We start from the raw sequence: 15,140 nt of genomic DNA on the forward strand, positions 1-15,140 counted from the left end.
ACCAGCAGCTCCGGCTCGCCGACGAGGGCCTGGGCGACGGCGACCTTCTGGCTGCCGCCCTTGGACAGCCGCGCCATCGGGGTACCGGCGTACTGGCCCGCGCCGAACCGCTCCAGCCAGGTGTGCGCGGCCCGGGCGGCGGCCTTGCGGCCGAGGCCGTGCAGGGTGCCGAGGTGGGTCAGGTAGCCGGCGGCCGTGAAGGGCAGGGCGGAGGGGAACCGCTCGGGCACGTACGCCGTGCGCGGCCGGCCGGTGACGCGGCCCTCGGAGGGCACGTCGAGCCGGGCGAGCAGCCGCAGCAGCGTGGACTTCCCGCTGCCGTTCGCCCCCTCGATCCGGACGAGGGTGCCGGGCGCGACGACCAGATCCACTCCGCGCAACACCCAGGGCCCGCGCACGCCGTAGCGACGGCCCACGGCGGTCAGGCACAGCTCACTGCCTCGATGCATGGAGGTCATTCTGTCCCGCCGGGCCCCGGCTCCGGGCGCGGTTCTCCGGCCGGACCTCGCCGCCTTGCCGGGACCGCGCGTTGATCGGCGCGTCGGCGGGTTCGTAGGCTGGGCTCTCGTGAGCCATGATCCCGCCCCCTCCAGTGCCCGCCCGCTCCGCGATGCCGCGCCCGACCCCCGTGACGAGGCGCCGCAGTACGTGCTGCCGCTCGTCGTACGCATCGAGCGCGCCGCCCCGCCCGCCCGGACCGACGCGCTCGAGACGGCCGCCCGGGCCGTGCTCGTCCTGCTCGCCGACGAGCGGGCGCACGGCGACGGGGAGTGGGCCGAGGCGGTGCGGAACTGGGAGGACGCGCGGATCCGCAAGGTGGTCCGGCGGGCCCGGGGCGCCGAGTGGCGGCGGGCCGAGGCCCTGCCCGGCATCACCCTGACCGGCAAGTCGGCCGAGGTCCGGGTCTTCCCGCCGATCCCGCTGGACGGCTGGCCCAAGGACCTGGCCAAGCTCCAGGTGTCGGGCACCGAGCTGGACGACCCGGAGCCGCCCGTCGCCACCGACCCCGCGCAGCCGGTGCTGTGGCTCAACCCCGACCTGGAGATGTCCGCGGGCAAGGCGATGGCCCAGGCCGGGCACGGCGCCCAGCTGGCCTGGTGGGCACTGCCCGAAGCGGAGCGCACCGCGTGGCACGGGGCGGGCTTCCCGCTGTCCGTCCGCACCGCCACCCCCACCGACTGGCCCCACCTGACCACCGCCGGCGATGTGTGTGGTGAAGACATGGCGTACGGCCGACGCCGTGCCGCGCGTCCACACCCGTCCGCCCACCGAGGCCGGCACATGAACGCCGCCCGCGAGGATGGTCGCGGCCTGTTCCGCCTCCGCGGGCAGGCGCATCCGCTCGATCCGCCGCCGTGACGTCCCGGCCCGTGCGGTGCTCCGGCCCAGCACCACGATCCGTGCCTCGCCCGCCCGGGCCGTCACCTCCTGCCGGGTGTCCCCACGGCTCACCGGCCTGGGCCGTCCCGAGGCGTGCGGCACGCGGCGCACGCCGTCCCGGCACAGCCGCTCCGCGACAGTGGCGGCGGCCGGTGAACCGGGCAGCATCACCCACCAGTCGTCCACGGCACTCCTTCTCCTCACGGACAGGTCGGGCGGCCCCTCGCCCGATGGGCGGGCGTCGCCAGCGCCCACCGGGTTCACAGCACCGGGCTCACTCGTCGTAGGGGTGGAGCCAGTACGGCGGGAGACCGCCGTCGCGGAGGTATCCGAACGGCCGGCCGGGGGTGACCTCGGCGAAGTCGCCTCCGTCCCCCGGCATGCGGGGGCCGGTCCCGCAACGGTGACGTCCGGGCCGTCGTGAGATAACCGGCTCAGCCGCTCAAACACACCGCACGAATGAAGGTGCAGCACAACCACGACAAAACCGCACCACTCACCACGGAGAGTACCGACGTGTCACCCTTCGCGTGCCCGCGCACACCACCCGCCGTCCTGGACCACGCACGCGGGACGGTTACCGCGCATGCGTGCCCGGCCAACTCGTCGTCAGCAGGTGACGAACGGTGCCGGCCAGGCGAAGGCCACGGTATACGGGACAACGGTCCGGCTCTGGTGACCCGCTCCGGCCCGGCCCGCGGCGACCCGCCGCACCGCGATCCAGGGGGCCGTCGCCGGCTGTCCGGCCGCCGAGACACAAGCCCATAAGCCCGGCCGGATCGCGGGGAGAACCGGTCGGGGCAGCCGGGCACGGAAAAGCGCGCCGGGCCCGCCCTTCTCCACGACGCGCTCGTGCCCCGGTTCAGGCCGGCTGCAGCAGCAGGGCGCAGATGTCCTTCGGGAGCTGGCCCAGTGCCGACTCGAGCGTGCCGGGCGAGACGTGGTCGCGTACGACGGTGGTGACGGCCGCGGCCATCTTCGGCACCTCGTCGGCGTCGACCCTGGCTTCCTGGACGAAACGGTTCACGTAGCCGTCGATGTCGTACTTGATGGGCACGGAACTCGGGGTCCAGCCGTCGTAGTAGGCACCGCGCAGCAGTTCGGGCAGTTGTGCGGCGAGGTGGGCCGACGTGTCGACGGTGAGCCGGTCCCGGAGGGTGTGCAGCCAGGTGCGCAGGACCCGGTGGGCGAGATGGCGGTCGTCCGTTCCCAGGGCTTCCGCCACCGCCTTGAGCCAGATGTTCGCACTGTGGATGGCGTGCTCGAAGTCGGATGAGCGGGTGGTGGGCATCGTCTTGTCTTCCAATCCGTTCGCCTTGGCGCGGAGGGGCGGGAAGGGGGGCTCGGGCCTCTCCCCGTGCGGGTTCCATGCCTCGGTGGACGCAACCGGGTGTCCGCCCGCCGGCTCGGGGAGCGTGCCGGGCCCGCCGGGCGCGGCACGCTCCTCGGCTCAGCGCTTGTCCGGGCGGGTGACGCCGATGGTGAGGCCCATGGCCGCCAGTCCGAGCGCCATGGTGATGACGCCGATCAAGACGTTGTTCCAGATGACACCGGCCCGCGCGCTGTGCGTGGCGGTGACCACCCAGGGCGAGATCAGGAGCCAGACGCCCAGCGGTACCAGCGCCCAGGCCAGACGGAACATCCGCTCGGGCACGAGTGCCAGGCCCAGACCGATCAGGCCGATGGTGATGCCGACGATCAGGTTGTTGGCGGTGAGGTTCCGCAGGCCCGCGAAGTGGACGGCCCACGGTGAGATCGCGGCGTAGAGACCGGTCAGGAGGATCAGCCCTTCGAGGGCGATCGCCCTGCCGGTGGAGGCGGTGCGTTCGAGCCGCTCCCGCATCTCCGCCATCTCCGGGTGTCCGGTCATGCCGGTGGTGCCGGTGGAGTATTGCGGATACGACATGGGCGTCGTCCCCTCTCCAGCATTGGGCTTATGTGCTTTTTATCCGAATTCCCCCACTTGGGTGAGTGAAGCGACGCCCCACGAACCTGCGCTGTGATTCACGTCACACACCCCTGCCCCCGCCCGTCCCCGGGGCCCCGTGGATCCCGCGATGACCTCGGGTTTCGGGGCGTGGCGCGGCGGGGACCCGGTGGTGCACCCCGCGGAAGGGAGGCGAGCCGTGCCCGACCCCGAACAGGCCCGCATCCGGGAGGCGGCCCTGCCACTGACCGGTCCGGACTCGCTGGACCCCCTGCTGGACCGCATCGGCGACGCCCGTTACGTCCTGCTGGGCGAGGCGTCCCATGGCACCGCCGACTACTACCGGCTCCGTGACGTGCTGACCCGTCGGCTGATCGAGGAGAAGGGGTTCTCCTTCGTCGCGGTGGAGGGCGACTGGCCCGACTGCCACGCCGTGCACTGCTCGGTGGTCGGGGCCCCGGGCGCGCCCGAGGACCCCGGCGAGGTGCTGGCGGGCTTCGGCCGCTGGCCGGCGTGGATGTGGGGCAACACCGAGGTCGCGGCCTTCACCTGGTGGCTGCGCCGGCACAACCAGGGGCTGCCCCCGAGGCGGCGTGTCGGTTTCTTCGGGCTGGACGTCTACAGCCTGTGGGAGTCGCTGCACGCCGTCCTCGCCCACCTCCGCGAACACGACCCCGAGCGGGTGCGGTCCGCGCTGGACGCGTACCGGTGCTTCGAGCCGTACGCCGAGGACCCGCATTCGTACGCGCTGGCCACCCGGTACGTCCCCCAGGGGTGTGAGCGGGAGGTGGTCTCCCTGCTCACGGAGGCACGGCAGCGGGCGGCGCGGGCGGCCTCCCCGGACGGTTCGCTCGCGGAGTTCGCCGCCCGCCAGAACGCCGAGGTGCTGGCCGGTGCCGAGCGCTACTACCGGGCCATGCTGGACAGCGGCCCGGAGTCCTGGAACATCCGCGACCGGCACATGGCCGACACGCTCGACCGGCTGATGGAGCACTACGGCCCCGGCGCCAAGGCGGTGGTGTGGGAACACAACACCCACGTCGGGGACGCCCGCGCCACGGACATGGCCGCCGTCGGCGAGATCAACGTCGGTCAGCTGGTCCGCGAGCGGCACATGGGCGCGGGCGTGGCGCTGATCGGTTTCGGCTCGTACACCGGCACGGTCATCGCCGCGGACGCCTGGGGCGACGTGCCCCGGGTGATGGAGGTCCCGCCCGCGCGCGCCGGCAGCCTGGAGGACGTGCTGCACACGGCGCTGCCCGGCGAGCGGGCCCTCTTCGTCTTCCCCCCTGTGCAGTTCCAGCGACCGCCCGCCACCGGCCGGCGCGCGTGGTTCCACGAGGAGCGCGGCCACCGGGCCATCGGGGTGGTCTACCGGCCGCGGTGCGAACGCGTCGGCAACTACGTCCCCACCGTCCTGGCCGAGCGCTACGACGCCTTCTGCTATCTCGACCACACCCGGGCCGTCACGCCGTTGCGCCCGGCGGCCGCGGCGAGCCCGGAGACGGAGACCTGGCCCGCCGGGGTGTGAGGCCGGCCGGACCCCGGGGCGGACTCTCCCGTCGCGCGCCGGGCCTCGTACCGGCCGTTTGCCGGGCATGCCGAAGGAACCAGTCCGAGGAGGGCACCGTGAAGCTGGTGGATTTTCTGGCCCAGGTCCGCGATCGAGGGGAGTACCGCAGCGAGGAGGAGGCCGAGCACATCAGTGCGTCGGTGCTGCGGGTGCTCGCCGCGCGGATCCCGCCGGAGGAGGCGGACGACCTGGCGGCGCAGCTGCCCGCGCCGCTGGACGACGTCCTGCACACGCACCCGGAACGGCCGGAGGCCCTCGGACGCGAGGAGTTCCTGCGGCGCGTGGCCGAGCAGACCGGCGCCCGGCCGCGGACCGCCGAGTGGGACGCCGGCGCCGTCCTGTCCACCGTCGCGGACGCGGTGCCGGGCGCAGAGGTGGAACACCTGCTGTCGCAGTTGCCGACCGGCTACGCGGAGCTGTTCGGCAGGCCGGGCCCGATCTGACCGCGTGCGGGGTCCGGCCGGCTCCGCCCGGAGGCGGCGGAATTACCATGTTCACGGGCCGTGTTCCCGCTTCCGTGACAGACCCCGCCGGGGGTACACATCCGCTCACCACGGGAAATCCTGCCGTCCACGGGTGGACGCCATGAAAATCGAACTCATTCAACGGGCCGCCAACGTGCTGTTCGAAGTGCCGGACGACATGCACGAAGAGATCATCATGCTCATCACGGCCGTCTCCGAGGACCGGCGGGCCCAGGTCCCGGATCTCGCCGCGGTCTTCGGTGAATGGTGCTGGCTGGTGTACACCGTCCACGACGACGTGGTCGAGGTACTGGACGTCGGCTGCGCCGGGTGACCTCGGCCGGCCACGGCCCACGGAATCCGGCGGGCGTGGGCCGGATCGCTCAGGAGACCGGTGCGCGTGCGAGGACGTCCGTGATCAGGGGGCCTCGGTCGGTCCGGGTGCGGGTATCGGGGGTGAAGCGGAGCGCGGTCTCCGCGCCGGTGGGGGTGAAGTCGTAGGTCCAGGTGCGCCACTCGTCGGTCGCGGTGACCGTGGCCCTGGGGTGCCCGTCGGCCTGGACGCCGAAGGTCCTGCCCCGGTCCGGACCGGTGTCGGCGCGGGCGCGGAAGGTGACGCGGACCGGGCGGCCGGGGGTGGTGGCGAGGCGGGTGGCGATGCCGAGGCATCCGGGAGCGGCGCTCAGGCCCACGGCGTTGGAGCCGTTGTCCAGGCCCGCGAGAGGCCCGTGGCAGGCGTTCACCCCGTGGTTCGTCCAGCCCGGGAAGCGGACGGGAGCGCTGCCCCGGGCCCGCGGTACCGCCTCGGAGAGGCAGGGGGTCCGAAGGTGCGGGTTGGGGTTGAGGACGGGCCCGCCCTCGGGGGCGGGCAGCCGTGCGTGGAGCGCGTCCCGCCAGACGGCCGCCATCTTGGCGTACCCCTGGTCGCACGGGTGGACCAGGTCGGACAGGTCGTCGCCGCCCTGGGGCGAGGCGTGCAGCGCGGGGGCCATGTCGACGAAGAAGACCCTCTCGCGGCGCCCGTACTCCTCGGCGATCTCGCGTACCCGCCGGTTGTAGCCGTCGATGTGCGCCTGCCACTCGGGCAGCCGGGACGGGATGATCGAGGCGAGCAGGATGCCGGCGGACGGGGCCAGGCCCAGCAGGGTCTCCACGAAGGTGCGCAGGAGGCCGGGGGCGGCCGTGTGGCCGGGGCCGTACATGTTGTTCGTACCGATGTGGACGAGCAGCCAGTCCGGCCGGGCGGCCGGAACCCACTGCGGCAGCAAGGAGGTCAGCGCCTCGATGGTGATGCCGCAGACGGCGGCGTAACCGGGGTCCCCCTGCGGCTGGAAGGCGTTGACGCAGGGGCCGGCGAAGCAGGCGTCGTGGCCCAGGCGGTGCAGGTGGCCGAGGAGTTCGTCGCGGTATCCGGCTCCCCCGGTGCTGGTCAGACCGGCGGTGATCGAGTCCCCCAGCGGCATGATCCGCACCGGGCGGGGCGGGATGTCCGTCACTCCCCCGCCGAGCGTCCCGTCCGCCACCGAGCCGGTGCGCGGTGCGGTGAACTGCCGGTGTGCGGGGCCGGATTGCATGACCTCTCCCAACGTGTGCCTGAGCCATACGGACGCGGATGGCGCCGGGCACCCGGGTGATGCCCGCCTGCCGCACGGGTTCCCCGTCTGCGGACGGTGGTTCACACAAAAGGACGACCATCCGGCACGACGCGTCGGCCCCCCGGGCGGATCCCCGGAGGCCGACGGCGAGCCGAAGGCCGAGGATGCCGGGTCCCCGCGGTCCGGAAGGCCGACGGATACGAGGCACCCGGCCGGCCGGAGCGCCGCGGCCACACCACCCCGCGCGTTCGCGGCGGACCGTCACAAGGTCGTGCAGGCAACGCCGTTGAGGGTGAACGCGGTGGGCGCGGTGTGGGTGGCCGACTTGCCGCCGGTGAAGCCGACCGTGACCGAGCCGCCCGCGGGGATCGTCGACCTGTACGACGCGGCGGCGACCGTCACCGAGGCGCCGTTCCGGGTCGGCGTGCCACCCCCCATGCGCGCATCACTCACCGCGACTCCATGAGTGGGTGAACAAGTCGGCCGAAAGGATGTGGGAGCACTCCCATAGAGCCAGTCCTGCCAGGCGCACGTCAAGAGACCGGTCGGGACAGGGCTTTTCCGCGGCTTCAGTTCATGCGGCCGTTCTCCGAGGCCCCCGCTTCCGGTGCCGCGGTGAGCTGGACGTGGGCCGTGGCGCGGCCCCACCGGTCCAGCAGTCTGCCCATGCGCTTGGCGGTGTGCAGGGTGATGCTCCGCTCGCCGATCCGCAGCCCCGGATGGCGGTGCAGGATGCGTTCCTCCAGGGTGACGCAGTCGGCGGGCGAGCGCAGCCACGCCGACAGCAGCAGGTTCTCCGGTCCGGTGACCGACGCGCACAGCCGGGTTTCCGGCAGACCGGCCAGCGCGTGGGCCACGGCCTCGGTGCCGGGTCCCGGGGCGGCGATACGGAACGTGGCGATGACCGGCCAGCCGGCCAGTTGCTGGGTGAGGTCGCACCGGAAGTAGACCTCACCACCCGCGATCATGCGCGCCAGCCGCCGGCGTACGGTCGTCTCGCTCAGTCCGCACTCCCGCGCCAGTTCGGCGGGGCCCCGGCGGGCGTCGGCGCCGAGCGCCCGCAGGAGCCTGCGGTCGCCCTCGTGCGGTCCGCCGCCGGGCCGTGGGCGGGTACGGCTGTCGCCGCCGGTGAGATGGGTGCGCTGGCGTTCGTTGAGCGCGTGCACCAGCCATCCGCTGCCCTCGCGGTACACCCGGGTGCAGACGCTCAGCCGCACCGAGCGCACTCCGTCCAGCCCTCCCAGCCGCCCGGTGACGAACTCGTCCAGGGACGGCAGGTCGTACGCCGCCACGCCCAGGAACAACGAGTGGTCGCCCGTGGTGCGTTCCACGCTGAACACCGGTCCCCAGCCGCACAGTTCGGCGGTCAGTGCGTCGAGCGCGCCGGGTGCGCAGGCGAGATCGACGTATCCGACGACCGAGGCGTGCTGCGCCGGATAGGCCGTCATCCAGGCCAGGCCGCCGTCGGTGAGCCGCCGCCAGCGGCGCGCGGCGGTCGTGGCGTCGATGCCGATGACGGAGGCGATCTGCGCCCAGGTGGCGCGTGGTCGCAGCTGGAGGGCCTCGACCAGGGCCAGGTCGGTCTCGTCGAGTCCGTCGGGGGTGTCCGGCGGGGCGGTGTCGGTGGGCGGCACGCGCCCCATCCTGTCAGCGCGGACGGCCCGGCCGAAGCCCCGTGCCGCACCACCGGGTTGCCGGATTCCGGCGTCAAGTCCCCGCGGATGCCGGATTCCTGCGATTACGCGGTGCGTAGCGGCGGACGGTGCAAGGTGTCCGCCAAGCGTCGCTCGCACGGCGGGAGGACCCCTTGCTCGGAACCACCCGGACCACCGCGGTCCTGCTGTTCACCGCCTGGGCCGTCGACTACATCGACCGGCAGGTGATCAATCTGGCGCTGCCGTCGATCGGCGACACCTTCGGTCTCAGCCACGCGCAGCGGGGCATGGTCCTCTCCTCGTTCTTCGTCACCTACGCGCTGACGCAGATTCCCGCCGGCCTGGTCGCCGCGCGCTTCGGCGGTGCGCGGGTGGTGTGCGTGGCCCTCGCCCTGTGGTCGGTCTTCACCGGACTCACCGCCGTCGCCTGGTCGTTCGCCGCGCTCGTGGTGTTCCGTTGCCTCTTCGGTGTGGCCCAGGGCCTGTTCCCGGCCGCGGCCATCGACACCCTCAGCCGGCGCAGCCTGCCCGCGCAGCGGCTGACCGCCAACGGCTGGATCCAGAGTTCCAACGCGGTCGGCGGGCTGCTGGCCGCCGTCCTGGGCGGGCTGCTGCTGGCCCACTGGGACTGGCGGGTGATGTTCGCCGCCGTGTCCGTGCTGGGCCTGCTGGTGGTGGTCGCGATCCGGCGCGGGCTGCCCGGACCGCTGCCCGCCGAAAAGACCGGTCCGCCGCTGCGGCAGCCGAAGGGAGCCGCGACCGCCCTGCTGGGATCGCCGGCCGTCTGGGGCTTCGCGGTGATGTTCCTCGCCTACGACGTCGTCGTGTGGGGGCTCAACAGCTGGAGCGCCTCCTTCCTGATGGAGGAGCGCGGTCTGGCGGTGGCCGACGCTGGTCTGGTGTCCCTGGCGCCGACCCTGCTGGCGGCGGTCGCCGCGGTCGTCGGGGGCCGGCTGAGCGACAGGTTCGAGGGGCGTCCCCGGCGGATCGTCGTCCCGGCCATGTGCGTGGCGGCCGGCCTGCTCGTCCTGCTGCCGCTCACCACCACCCTGGCCCAGTTCGTGGTGGTCGGCACGCTCGTCAGCGGGGCCGTCGGCCTGTGTTACATGCCGTGCTTCTCGGTGCCCCTGCGCAGCCTTCCGCCGGGCCTGACGGGGGCGGCCTCGGGAATCATCCTCTTCGGCGGCCAGTTGTCGGGCATCATCGTGCCGACCCTGTTCGGTCACATCGTCGACGCCTTCTCCTACCGCACCGCGTTCTGGTCGTTGCTCGTAGGCCCCGCGCTCGCCCTCGCCGCCGTGCTCCGGGTGCCCCAGACCTCCCCCCGTTTCCTGGCGCGGCTGCGCGCCGTCACCACCGACACCCCGAAGGAGGACGACAGTGATAGCTCCGCTGCCGCCCACTCCGCCTGAGACCGGCCTGAGCCGTGGCCTCGCGGCTCGCCTCCCGCACTGGGAGGAGGTCTACCGGGATCTGCACGCCCACCCCGAACTCGCCTTCCAGGAGCGCCGTACCGCCGCCGCCGTCGTCCGGGAACTCGCGGACACCGGAGGATGGGAGACCACCGAGCAGGTCGGCCGGACCGGTGTGGTGTCCGTCCTGCGCAACGGCGCGGGCCCGGTGGTGTGGCTGCGGGCGGACATGGACGCCCTGCCCGTGCGGGAGGAGACGGGGCTGCCGTACGCCTCCGTCGAGCCGGGGCTGATGCACGCCTGCGGCCATGACGTGCACGTCGCCGCCCTGCTGGGCGTCTGCCGGCAACTCGCCGCGCACCCCGGCGCCTGGAGCGGGACCGTGGTGGCCGTCTTCCAGCCCGCCGAGGAGGTGGGCCACGGCGCACAGGCCATGCTGGACGACGGTGTCCTCGACCGCTTCCCCCGGCCCGAGGTGGTGCTGGGCCAGCATGTGGGCCCCCTGCCCGCCGGTGTGGTGACGACCAGGCCCGGCACGCTCATGGCGGCGGCCGACAGCCTCCGGGTCACCCTGTACGGCGCGGGCGCGCACGCCTCCGCGCCTCATCTCGCCGTCGATCCGGTCGTGATGGCGGCGTCCGTGGTGCTGCGGTTGCAGACCCTGTCGGCCCGGCTGGCACCGCTGTCCCCGTCACCGCTGCTCACGGTCGGGGCCCTGCACTCCGGCACCGTGGCGAACGTCATCCCGCACACCGCCGAACTGCTGTGCAGCCTGCGGACGTTCGACGCGCGGACCCGCGAGCAGGTACTGGCCGACATCCGGCGCGTCATCGACGCGGAGGCCGACGCCCAGGGCGCCACCCGGCCGCCGGACATCACGACGTACGACTCCTTCCCCCTGACGGTCAACGACCCGGCCGCCACCGAGCGCGTCCTGGCGGCCGTGGCCGACGCGGGTGCGCTGGGCCACACCCTGCCCGCTCCGCTCTCGGCCAGCGAGGACTTCGGCCGGTTCGCGGCGGCGGCCGGGTGCCCGTCGGTGTTCCTCCACTTCGGCGGCGCGGATCCAGGGAACTTCGACGAGGCGGCCGTGGCCGCGCTGGAACGCGGCACGCTCCCGCCGGGCACGGCCACGAACCACTCCCCGCACTACGCGCCCTCCGACCGGCACGCCGTCGCCGCCGGGGTACGCCACCTGCTGGCCGCCGCCGCGTCCTGGCTGGATCCCCGGACCGGGGGGACGGCCGCGTGAAGGGCTGGAAGCCCGTTCTCCTCGCCGCCGCGCTCGCCCTGCCGGCGGCCGAGCCCGCGACCGCCGCGCCGACCGGCGCCCCGGCGCCGACGGTGCCCGCCTGTGCCTGGGAGCCGCTGGGCTACCGGACGTCCAACGTCGCCTATCCGGACACCAACGCCCGCTACTGGCTACTGCGTCACACCGTGCGCAAGGGTCTGGCCATCCGGCTCGACGGCCGCTTCCCGGACGCCCGCTACGCCTCGGTCGCCACCTACGACGCCCACCGCGGCAGCTTCACGGGTCCGGACGGAACCACGTCCGCGCTGACCGACCACCAGCTCGTCCCGGACCGGGGCAGCGGCAACCCGTACCGCCGGCCGGTCCGTCCCGGCGGCAAGTTCACCGTCACGGTCACGGACACGCCCGCGGGCCGGTCCAACGCCCTGCCGCACGGGAAGTTCCGCCTGCCGAAAGTCACCTTCGTCGAGGGCGGTCACCGTGTCCGGGTGGGCACGTGCGCGGACGCCCTGTCCGTGGGCGCTCCCGCCGCCGGCGTGCCCTCCGGGACCGCGTCCCCGGCCGGGGAGGACACCCTGCCCCGGCCGGTCTTCTCCCGGTCGGGGCGGTGCCGGTCTCTGCCCCAACCCGGACAACGCGTATCTGAGCGCCGGCTTCGACGCGCCGCCCGCCGGACAGGTCCTCGTCGTCCGCGGCAAGGCGCCCACCGCGACCGCCGGGGACCGCGCCCGGCCCTGGCCCGCCGGGCGTGCCCAGGTCCGGTACTGGTCGATGTGCGACAACCTGTAGTGGGGGCCGGGCGAGGTGGTCGCCAACCCGCTGCCCGACGGCGGGGTGGACCCGGGCTGCCGCGCGGACTTCGACACCCGCCTCTCCCCGGCCGGCACCCACACCTATGCCGTCGGCACGGAGGAACAGCGGGCGGCCGTCGAGCGCGTGCCCGGGGTCACCTTCCTGCCGCTGTCCTCGGCCACACCCACCGCCCGGCACCTGCTGATCCTGCGGAGCATGGTGGCCGCGCCGGGCTTCGCCGAGGCGATCCACCGGGTTCCGCTGGGCAGCGACGCCGCCCGCACCGCCGAGGTGATGGGCCCGTACTACCCCAAGTCGGTCTATTGCGGCGTGAGTCAGCTCGCCGAGTCGGGGGCGGGGGCCTGCCTGGGGTCCCGACGTGGTGCGGAACGCCACGTTCTCGCAGGTCAGTTACAACCTTTCGGCCGAGCCGGCCGTCCAATGGGAGCCCGGTGTGGATCACCGCACCGGGTTTCACTTCATTCCGATGTGGGAGATGCCATGAGTTCTGTCTCCGCCGGCCGTGTGCTGCGTCGCGGCGCGTGTGCCGGAGCCGTTGGGGCGTTGCTGGTCGCCGGTCTCGGCAGCGGGACCGCCTTCGCCGACGAGGCACAGACCGACCGGCTGTGGATCCAGGCGCCGTACGAGCAGTCGGTCACCGTGGGTGCGGACGGCGCTGCCGGGGAGTACCGGTCGCTGGAGCTCGGTCTGTACCACGACAACACCAACTTCACCGTGACCGGCGGCCGGCTGACCGTCGACGTCTCGGGGCTGGCCGGGGCCGTCGACGTGGCCTGGCCCGACAACTGCGCGCCGGACGACGCCGGTACGGTCGCCGTGTGCGACACCGGGGAGGTGCCCGACGAGTACACCCCGCAGGTCGAGCTGAAGGTGCGGGCCGCCGCCGGCGCCGGCGCGGTGCAGGGCGCGATCGAGTACTCGGCGGAGGCCACCGGGCCCGACGGCACGCTCGTCGCCCCGGGTGCGGAGACCTTCCTCACCGTCGGCTCCGGCCCGGACCTGGGTGTCAAGGCCCCGCAGGGCGTACGGGACGTGGCGCCCGGGACCACCCTCACGGTGCCGTTCTCCGTCACCAACTCCGGTGACCGCACGGCCCACGGCTTCAGCGTGAAGCTGTGGGCGACGTACGGCCTCGACGTCGCCACCCGCTACCCGCAGTGCACCTACACGGGGCCGGACACCGGCGACACCGAGTACACGCCCATGACGTACGTGACGTGCTCCTTCGACACCGACATAGCGCCCGGCGCCACGGTGGAGCTGCCGGAGCCGCTGCGGCTCGCCGTGACCGGCCACGCGCTGTACGAGCGGTTCGACTACGAGGTGCAGCCCGGCGGCGGCGCCACCGACCTCGACGCCTCGGACAACGGCCAGTCCTGGAGCATCACCGCCCGCAACACCGCCGACTTCGCGGTGCACGGCACCAAGGTGAGCGGCCGGGCCGGGGACACCGTCACCGCCGCCTTCCGCTTCACCAACGGGGGCCCGGCCTGGGTCGGCAACGTCAGCTCCGGCGACCCGGTCGCCCTGATCGACTTCTACCTCCCGGAGGGCACCACCGCCACGTCCGTGCCGGACACCTGCGACGCCGCCGGGTCGGCCCGCTACACCTGCACCCTGCCGATGTGGGCCAAGCCCGACCTGGACGTCAGCTACCCGTTCCAGCTGCGCGTCGACCGGGTCGTCCCCGACGCCACGGGCCGCGTCGTCGCCCGGCCCGACTACGGCACGTCGTTCGCCTTCGACCCGGACAGCGGGAACAACTCCACGACGGTGACCGTCAACCCGTCCGCCTGACGGCGATGAGCGGGGCAGGCCGCCGGTCCGCCCCGCTCGCGGGCCCCCTTCCCGTGACCGGTTACGCCTCGGCGCGGGTGAGCACGGCCTCGTCGACCGGCGGCTGCTCCACCGGCGGAGGGGGTGTCCGGGCGGCCTGGACGCGGTCGAGCAGGGCCGCCGGGTCCGGATGGGCCTGGAGGGCGGTGAGGAGCAGCCGCCAGAGGTTGTGCAGGTGCTGCTCGATGTGCTCGCGGCCGTCCAGGGCGTCGGAGACCGTGTGGATGCCGAAGAACGCGCAGACCACGCTGTGCGCGGCGGACACCGGGTCCACGCCGGCGGCGAGTTCGCCGCTCGCGCGTGCCTCGGCGAGGAGTTCGGTGACGACCTCGATCCAGTCGACGAAGGGCGTGGGCAGGGGCGCCGCGATGGCCTTGCGTTCCATCCACAGGCGTGAGCCGGCCCGTACGACGACGTCGTCCCGGAAGGCGCGGGCGACGGTGAAGCTCAGCGCCACCAGTTTCTCCAGGGCCGGGCGGCCGGTGGAGCGATGGCGTTCGATCATGCGCGGCCAGGACGCGAAGTGCTCCTCGACCACGGCGAGGGCCAGTTTCTCCTTGCTGGCGTAATGGAAATAGATGGCGCCGCTGGTGCGCCCGGAAAGTGCGCTGATATCGCTGATGCTGGTCCCGGCATAACCCCGTTCATCGAACAATTGTGCCGCGGTTTCCAGCAGAGCCCGCCGTGTCAGATTCGCTCGCACGCGTCGCAACCTTTTTCCGAGGTTCTCGTACCTCTCCTGCCGCCTGGCAATGTAGTACCCGAGCCCGCCCGGACTGTCGAGTCGGTGTGCGGAACGCGCCGAACTGCGGTCTGCTGGGGGAATGGACGCTCGAATCCGTGGCACCGCCGAAGAGCCGCGGGACCTGAGCTGGTCGCGCACGGTCCCCCGGGAACTGGTCCACCGGGCGTCCGTGGCGGAGGTTCTGCTCACCGACGTACTACGCGTCGACGCGACGCGTTTCGTCGCGGCCGCCTGCTGGTCGCGGTCGCATCCCACCTTTCCGGTCGACGGCCATGCCGTACATCATCCGCTGATGGTGGTGGAGACATTACGGCAGCTGGGTATTTTCATCCCTTTGTGTTACCTCGGCGTTCCGGTGGACACCCGCATGCTGATCACCGACGTCTTCTTCACCTCGGGACCCGGCGCGCAGCCCCAGGCCTCCCACGGCGCCACCCAGGTCACCTGCCGGGTGCGGGTCACCGGGCTGCGCGCCGGTTCCGACGGGT

14 protein-coding genes and 1 pseudogene are annotated in these 15,140 nt (G+C 73.2%); 8 read left to right on the forward strand and 7 right to left on the reverse strand.

Annotated features, from left to right (window positions below):
- Positions 1-449, reverse strand: a 449-nt coding sequence (locus H5J33_RS07795) for an ATP-binding cassette domain-containing protein (protein ID WP_181794147.1), incomplete at its 3' end; no start/stop codon positions are given.
- 118 nt (positions 450-567) lie between these two features.
- Between H5J33_RS07795 and H5J33_RS07800 the strand changes: the two genes are divergently transcribed.
- Positions 568-1,359 carry a peptidyl-tRNA hydrolase gene (locus H5J33_RS07800; protein WP_309485351.1) on the forward strand — a complete coding sequence of 264 codons (792 nt, stop codon included), beginning with the start codon at positions 568-570 and terminating at the stop codon, positions 1,357-1,359.
- An 883-nt stretch (positions 1,360-2,242) separates the two neighbouring features.
- On the opposite strand, the gene H5J33_RS07805 is transcribed toward H5J33_RS07800, so the two are convergent.
- Positions 2,243-2,686 (reverse strand): DUF2267 domain-containing protein, encoded by a 444-nt coding sequence (locus H5J33_RS07805; protein WP_220212063.1) that lies wholly within the window; start codon positions 2,684-2,686, stop codon positions 2,243-2,245.
- Between the two features lie 144 nt (positions 2,687-2,830).
- Positions 2,831-3,286, reverse strand: a complete 456-nt coding sequence (locus tag H5J33_RS07810) for an SPW repeat protein (RefSeq protein ID WP_181794148.1) — start codon at positions 3,284-3,286, stop codon at positions 2,831-2,833.
- Positions 3,287-3,506: 220 nt separating this feature from the next.
- Between H5J33_RS07810 and H5J33_RS07815 the strand changes: the two genes are divergently transcribed.
- The 3 genes from H5J33_RS07815 (at position 3,507) to H5J33_RS07825 (ending at position 5,678) form a co-directional block, all read left to right on the forward strand.
- A complete protein-coding gene (locus H5J33_RS07815; protein ID WP_309485352.1) occupies positions 3,507-4,838 on the forward strand; it encodes an erythromycin esterase family protein in 1,332 nt (443 codons plus the stop codon).
- A gap of 98 nt (positions 4,839-4,936) precedes the next feature.
- Positions 4,937-5,323: a DUF2267 domain-containing protein gene (locus H5J33_RS07820; protein WP_181794150.1), complete on the forward strand. Its 387-nt coding sequence runs from the start codon at positions 4,937-4,939 to the stop codon at positions 5,321-5,323.
- A 142-nt stretch (positions 5,324-5,465) separates the two neighbouring features.
- Complete coding sequence (locus tag H5J33_RS07825) at positions 5,466-5,678, forward strand: hypothetical protein (RefSeq protein ID WP_181794151.1); 213 nt, start codon at positions 5,466-5,468, stop codon at positions 5,676-5,678.
- 49 nt (positions 5,679-5,727) lie between these two features.
- On the opposite strand, the gene H5J33_RS07830 is transcribed toward H5J33_RS07825, so the two are convergent.
- The 3 genes and pseudogenes from H5J33_RS07830 to H5J33_RS07840 form a co-directional block, all read right to left on the reverse strand.
- On the reverse strand, positions 5,728-6,918 hold the full coding sequence (locus tag H5J33_RS07830; RefSeq protein ID WP_181794152.1) for an SGNH/GDSL hydrolase family protein: 1,191 nt from the start codon (positions 6,916-6,918) through the stop codon (positions 5,728-5,730).
- A 282-nt stretch (positions 6,919-7,200) separates the two neighbouring features.
- Positions 7,201-7,377: pseudogene (locus H5J33_RS07835) on the reverse strand (cellulose binding domain-containing protein); the annotation flags it as partial.
- 131 nt (positions 7,378-7,508) lie between these two features.
- Complete coding sequence (locus H5J33_RS07840) at positions 7,509-8,573, reverse strand: Lrp/AsnC family transcriptional regulator (RefSeq protein ID WP_181794153.1); 1,065 nt, start codon at positions 8,571-8,573, stop codon at positions 7,509-7,511.
- A gap of 173 nt (positions 8,574-8,746) precedes the next feature.
- Here H5J33_RS07840 and H5J33_RS07845 point away from each other — a divergent pair, with 173 nt between their 5' ends.
- The 3 genes from H5J33_RS07845 (at position 8,747) to H5J33_RS07855 (ending at position 13,868) form a co-directional block, all read left to right on the forward strand.
- Positions 8,747-10,006: an MFS transporter gene (locus H5J33_RS07845; protein ID WP_181794154.1), complete on the forward strand. Its 1,260-nt coding sequence runs from the start codon at positions 8,747-8,749 to the stop codon at positions 10,004-10,006.
- Complete coding sequence (locus H5J33_RS07850) at positions 9,975-11,258, forward strand: amidohydrolase (RefSeq protein WP_309485353.1); 1,284 nt, start codon at positions 9,975-9,977, stop codon at positions 11,256-11,258. The genes H5J33_RS07845 and H5J33_RS07850 overlap by 32 nt, the downstream gene beginning before the upstream one ends.
- Before the next feature lie 1,293 nt (positions 11,259-12,551).
- A complete protein-coding gene (locus tag H5J33_RS07855) occupies positions 12,552-13,868 on the forward strand; it encodes a hypothetical protein (protein WP_181794159.1) in 1,317 nt (438 codons plus the stop codon).
- 61 nt (positions 13,869-13,929) lie between these two features.
- Here the strand turns inward: H5J33_RS07855 and H5J33_RS07860 are convergent, their stop codons facing one another.
- A complete protein-coding gene (locus H5J33_RS07860) occupies positions 13,930-14,619 on the reverse strand; it encodes a ScbR family autoregulator-binding transcription factor (RefSeq protein WP_181794155.1) in 690 nt (229 codons plus the stop codon).
- A 112-nt stretch (positions 14,620-14,731) separates the two neighbouring features.
- Between H5J33_RS07860 and H5J33_RS07865 the strand changes: the two genes are divergently transcribed.
- Positions 14,732-15,140: AfsA-related hotdog domain-containing protein (locus tag H5J33_RS07865; RefSeq protein WP_309485354.1), on the forward strand; the 409-nt coding region annotated here is incomplete at its 3' end.

This window comes from Streptomyces sp. WELS2 (assembly GCF_013870595.1).
GTDB lineage: Bacteria > Actinomycetota > Actinomycetes > Streptomycetales > Streptomycetaceae > Streptomyces.

What these genes read in the sequence shown, in the direction of transcription:
- H5J33_RS07810 (WP_181794148.1), bottom strand. Translation starts at nt 3,286, where the DNA reads ATGTCGTATCCGCAATACTCCACCGGCACCACCGGCATGACCGGACAC.
- H5J33_RS07825 (WP_181794151.1), top strand. Translation starts at nt 5,466, where the DNA reads ATGAAAATCGAACTCATTCAACGGGCCGCCAACGTGCTGTTCGAAGTG.
- H5J33_RS07830 (WP_181794152.1), bottom strand. Translation starts at nt 6,918, where the DNA reads ATGCAATCCGGCCCCGCACACCGGCAGTTCACCGCACCGCGCACCGGC.
- H5J33_RS07855 (WP_181794159.1), top strand. Translation starts at nt 12,552, where the DNA reads ATGAGTTCTGTCTCCGCCGGCCGTGTGCTGCGTCGCGGCGCGTGTGCC.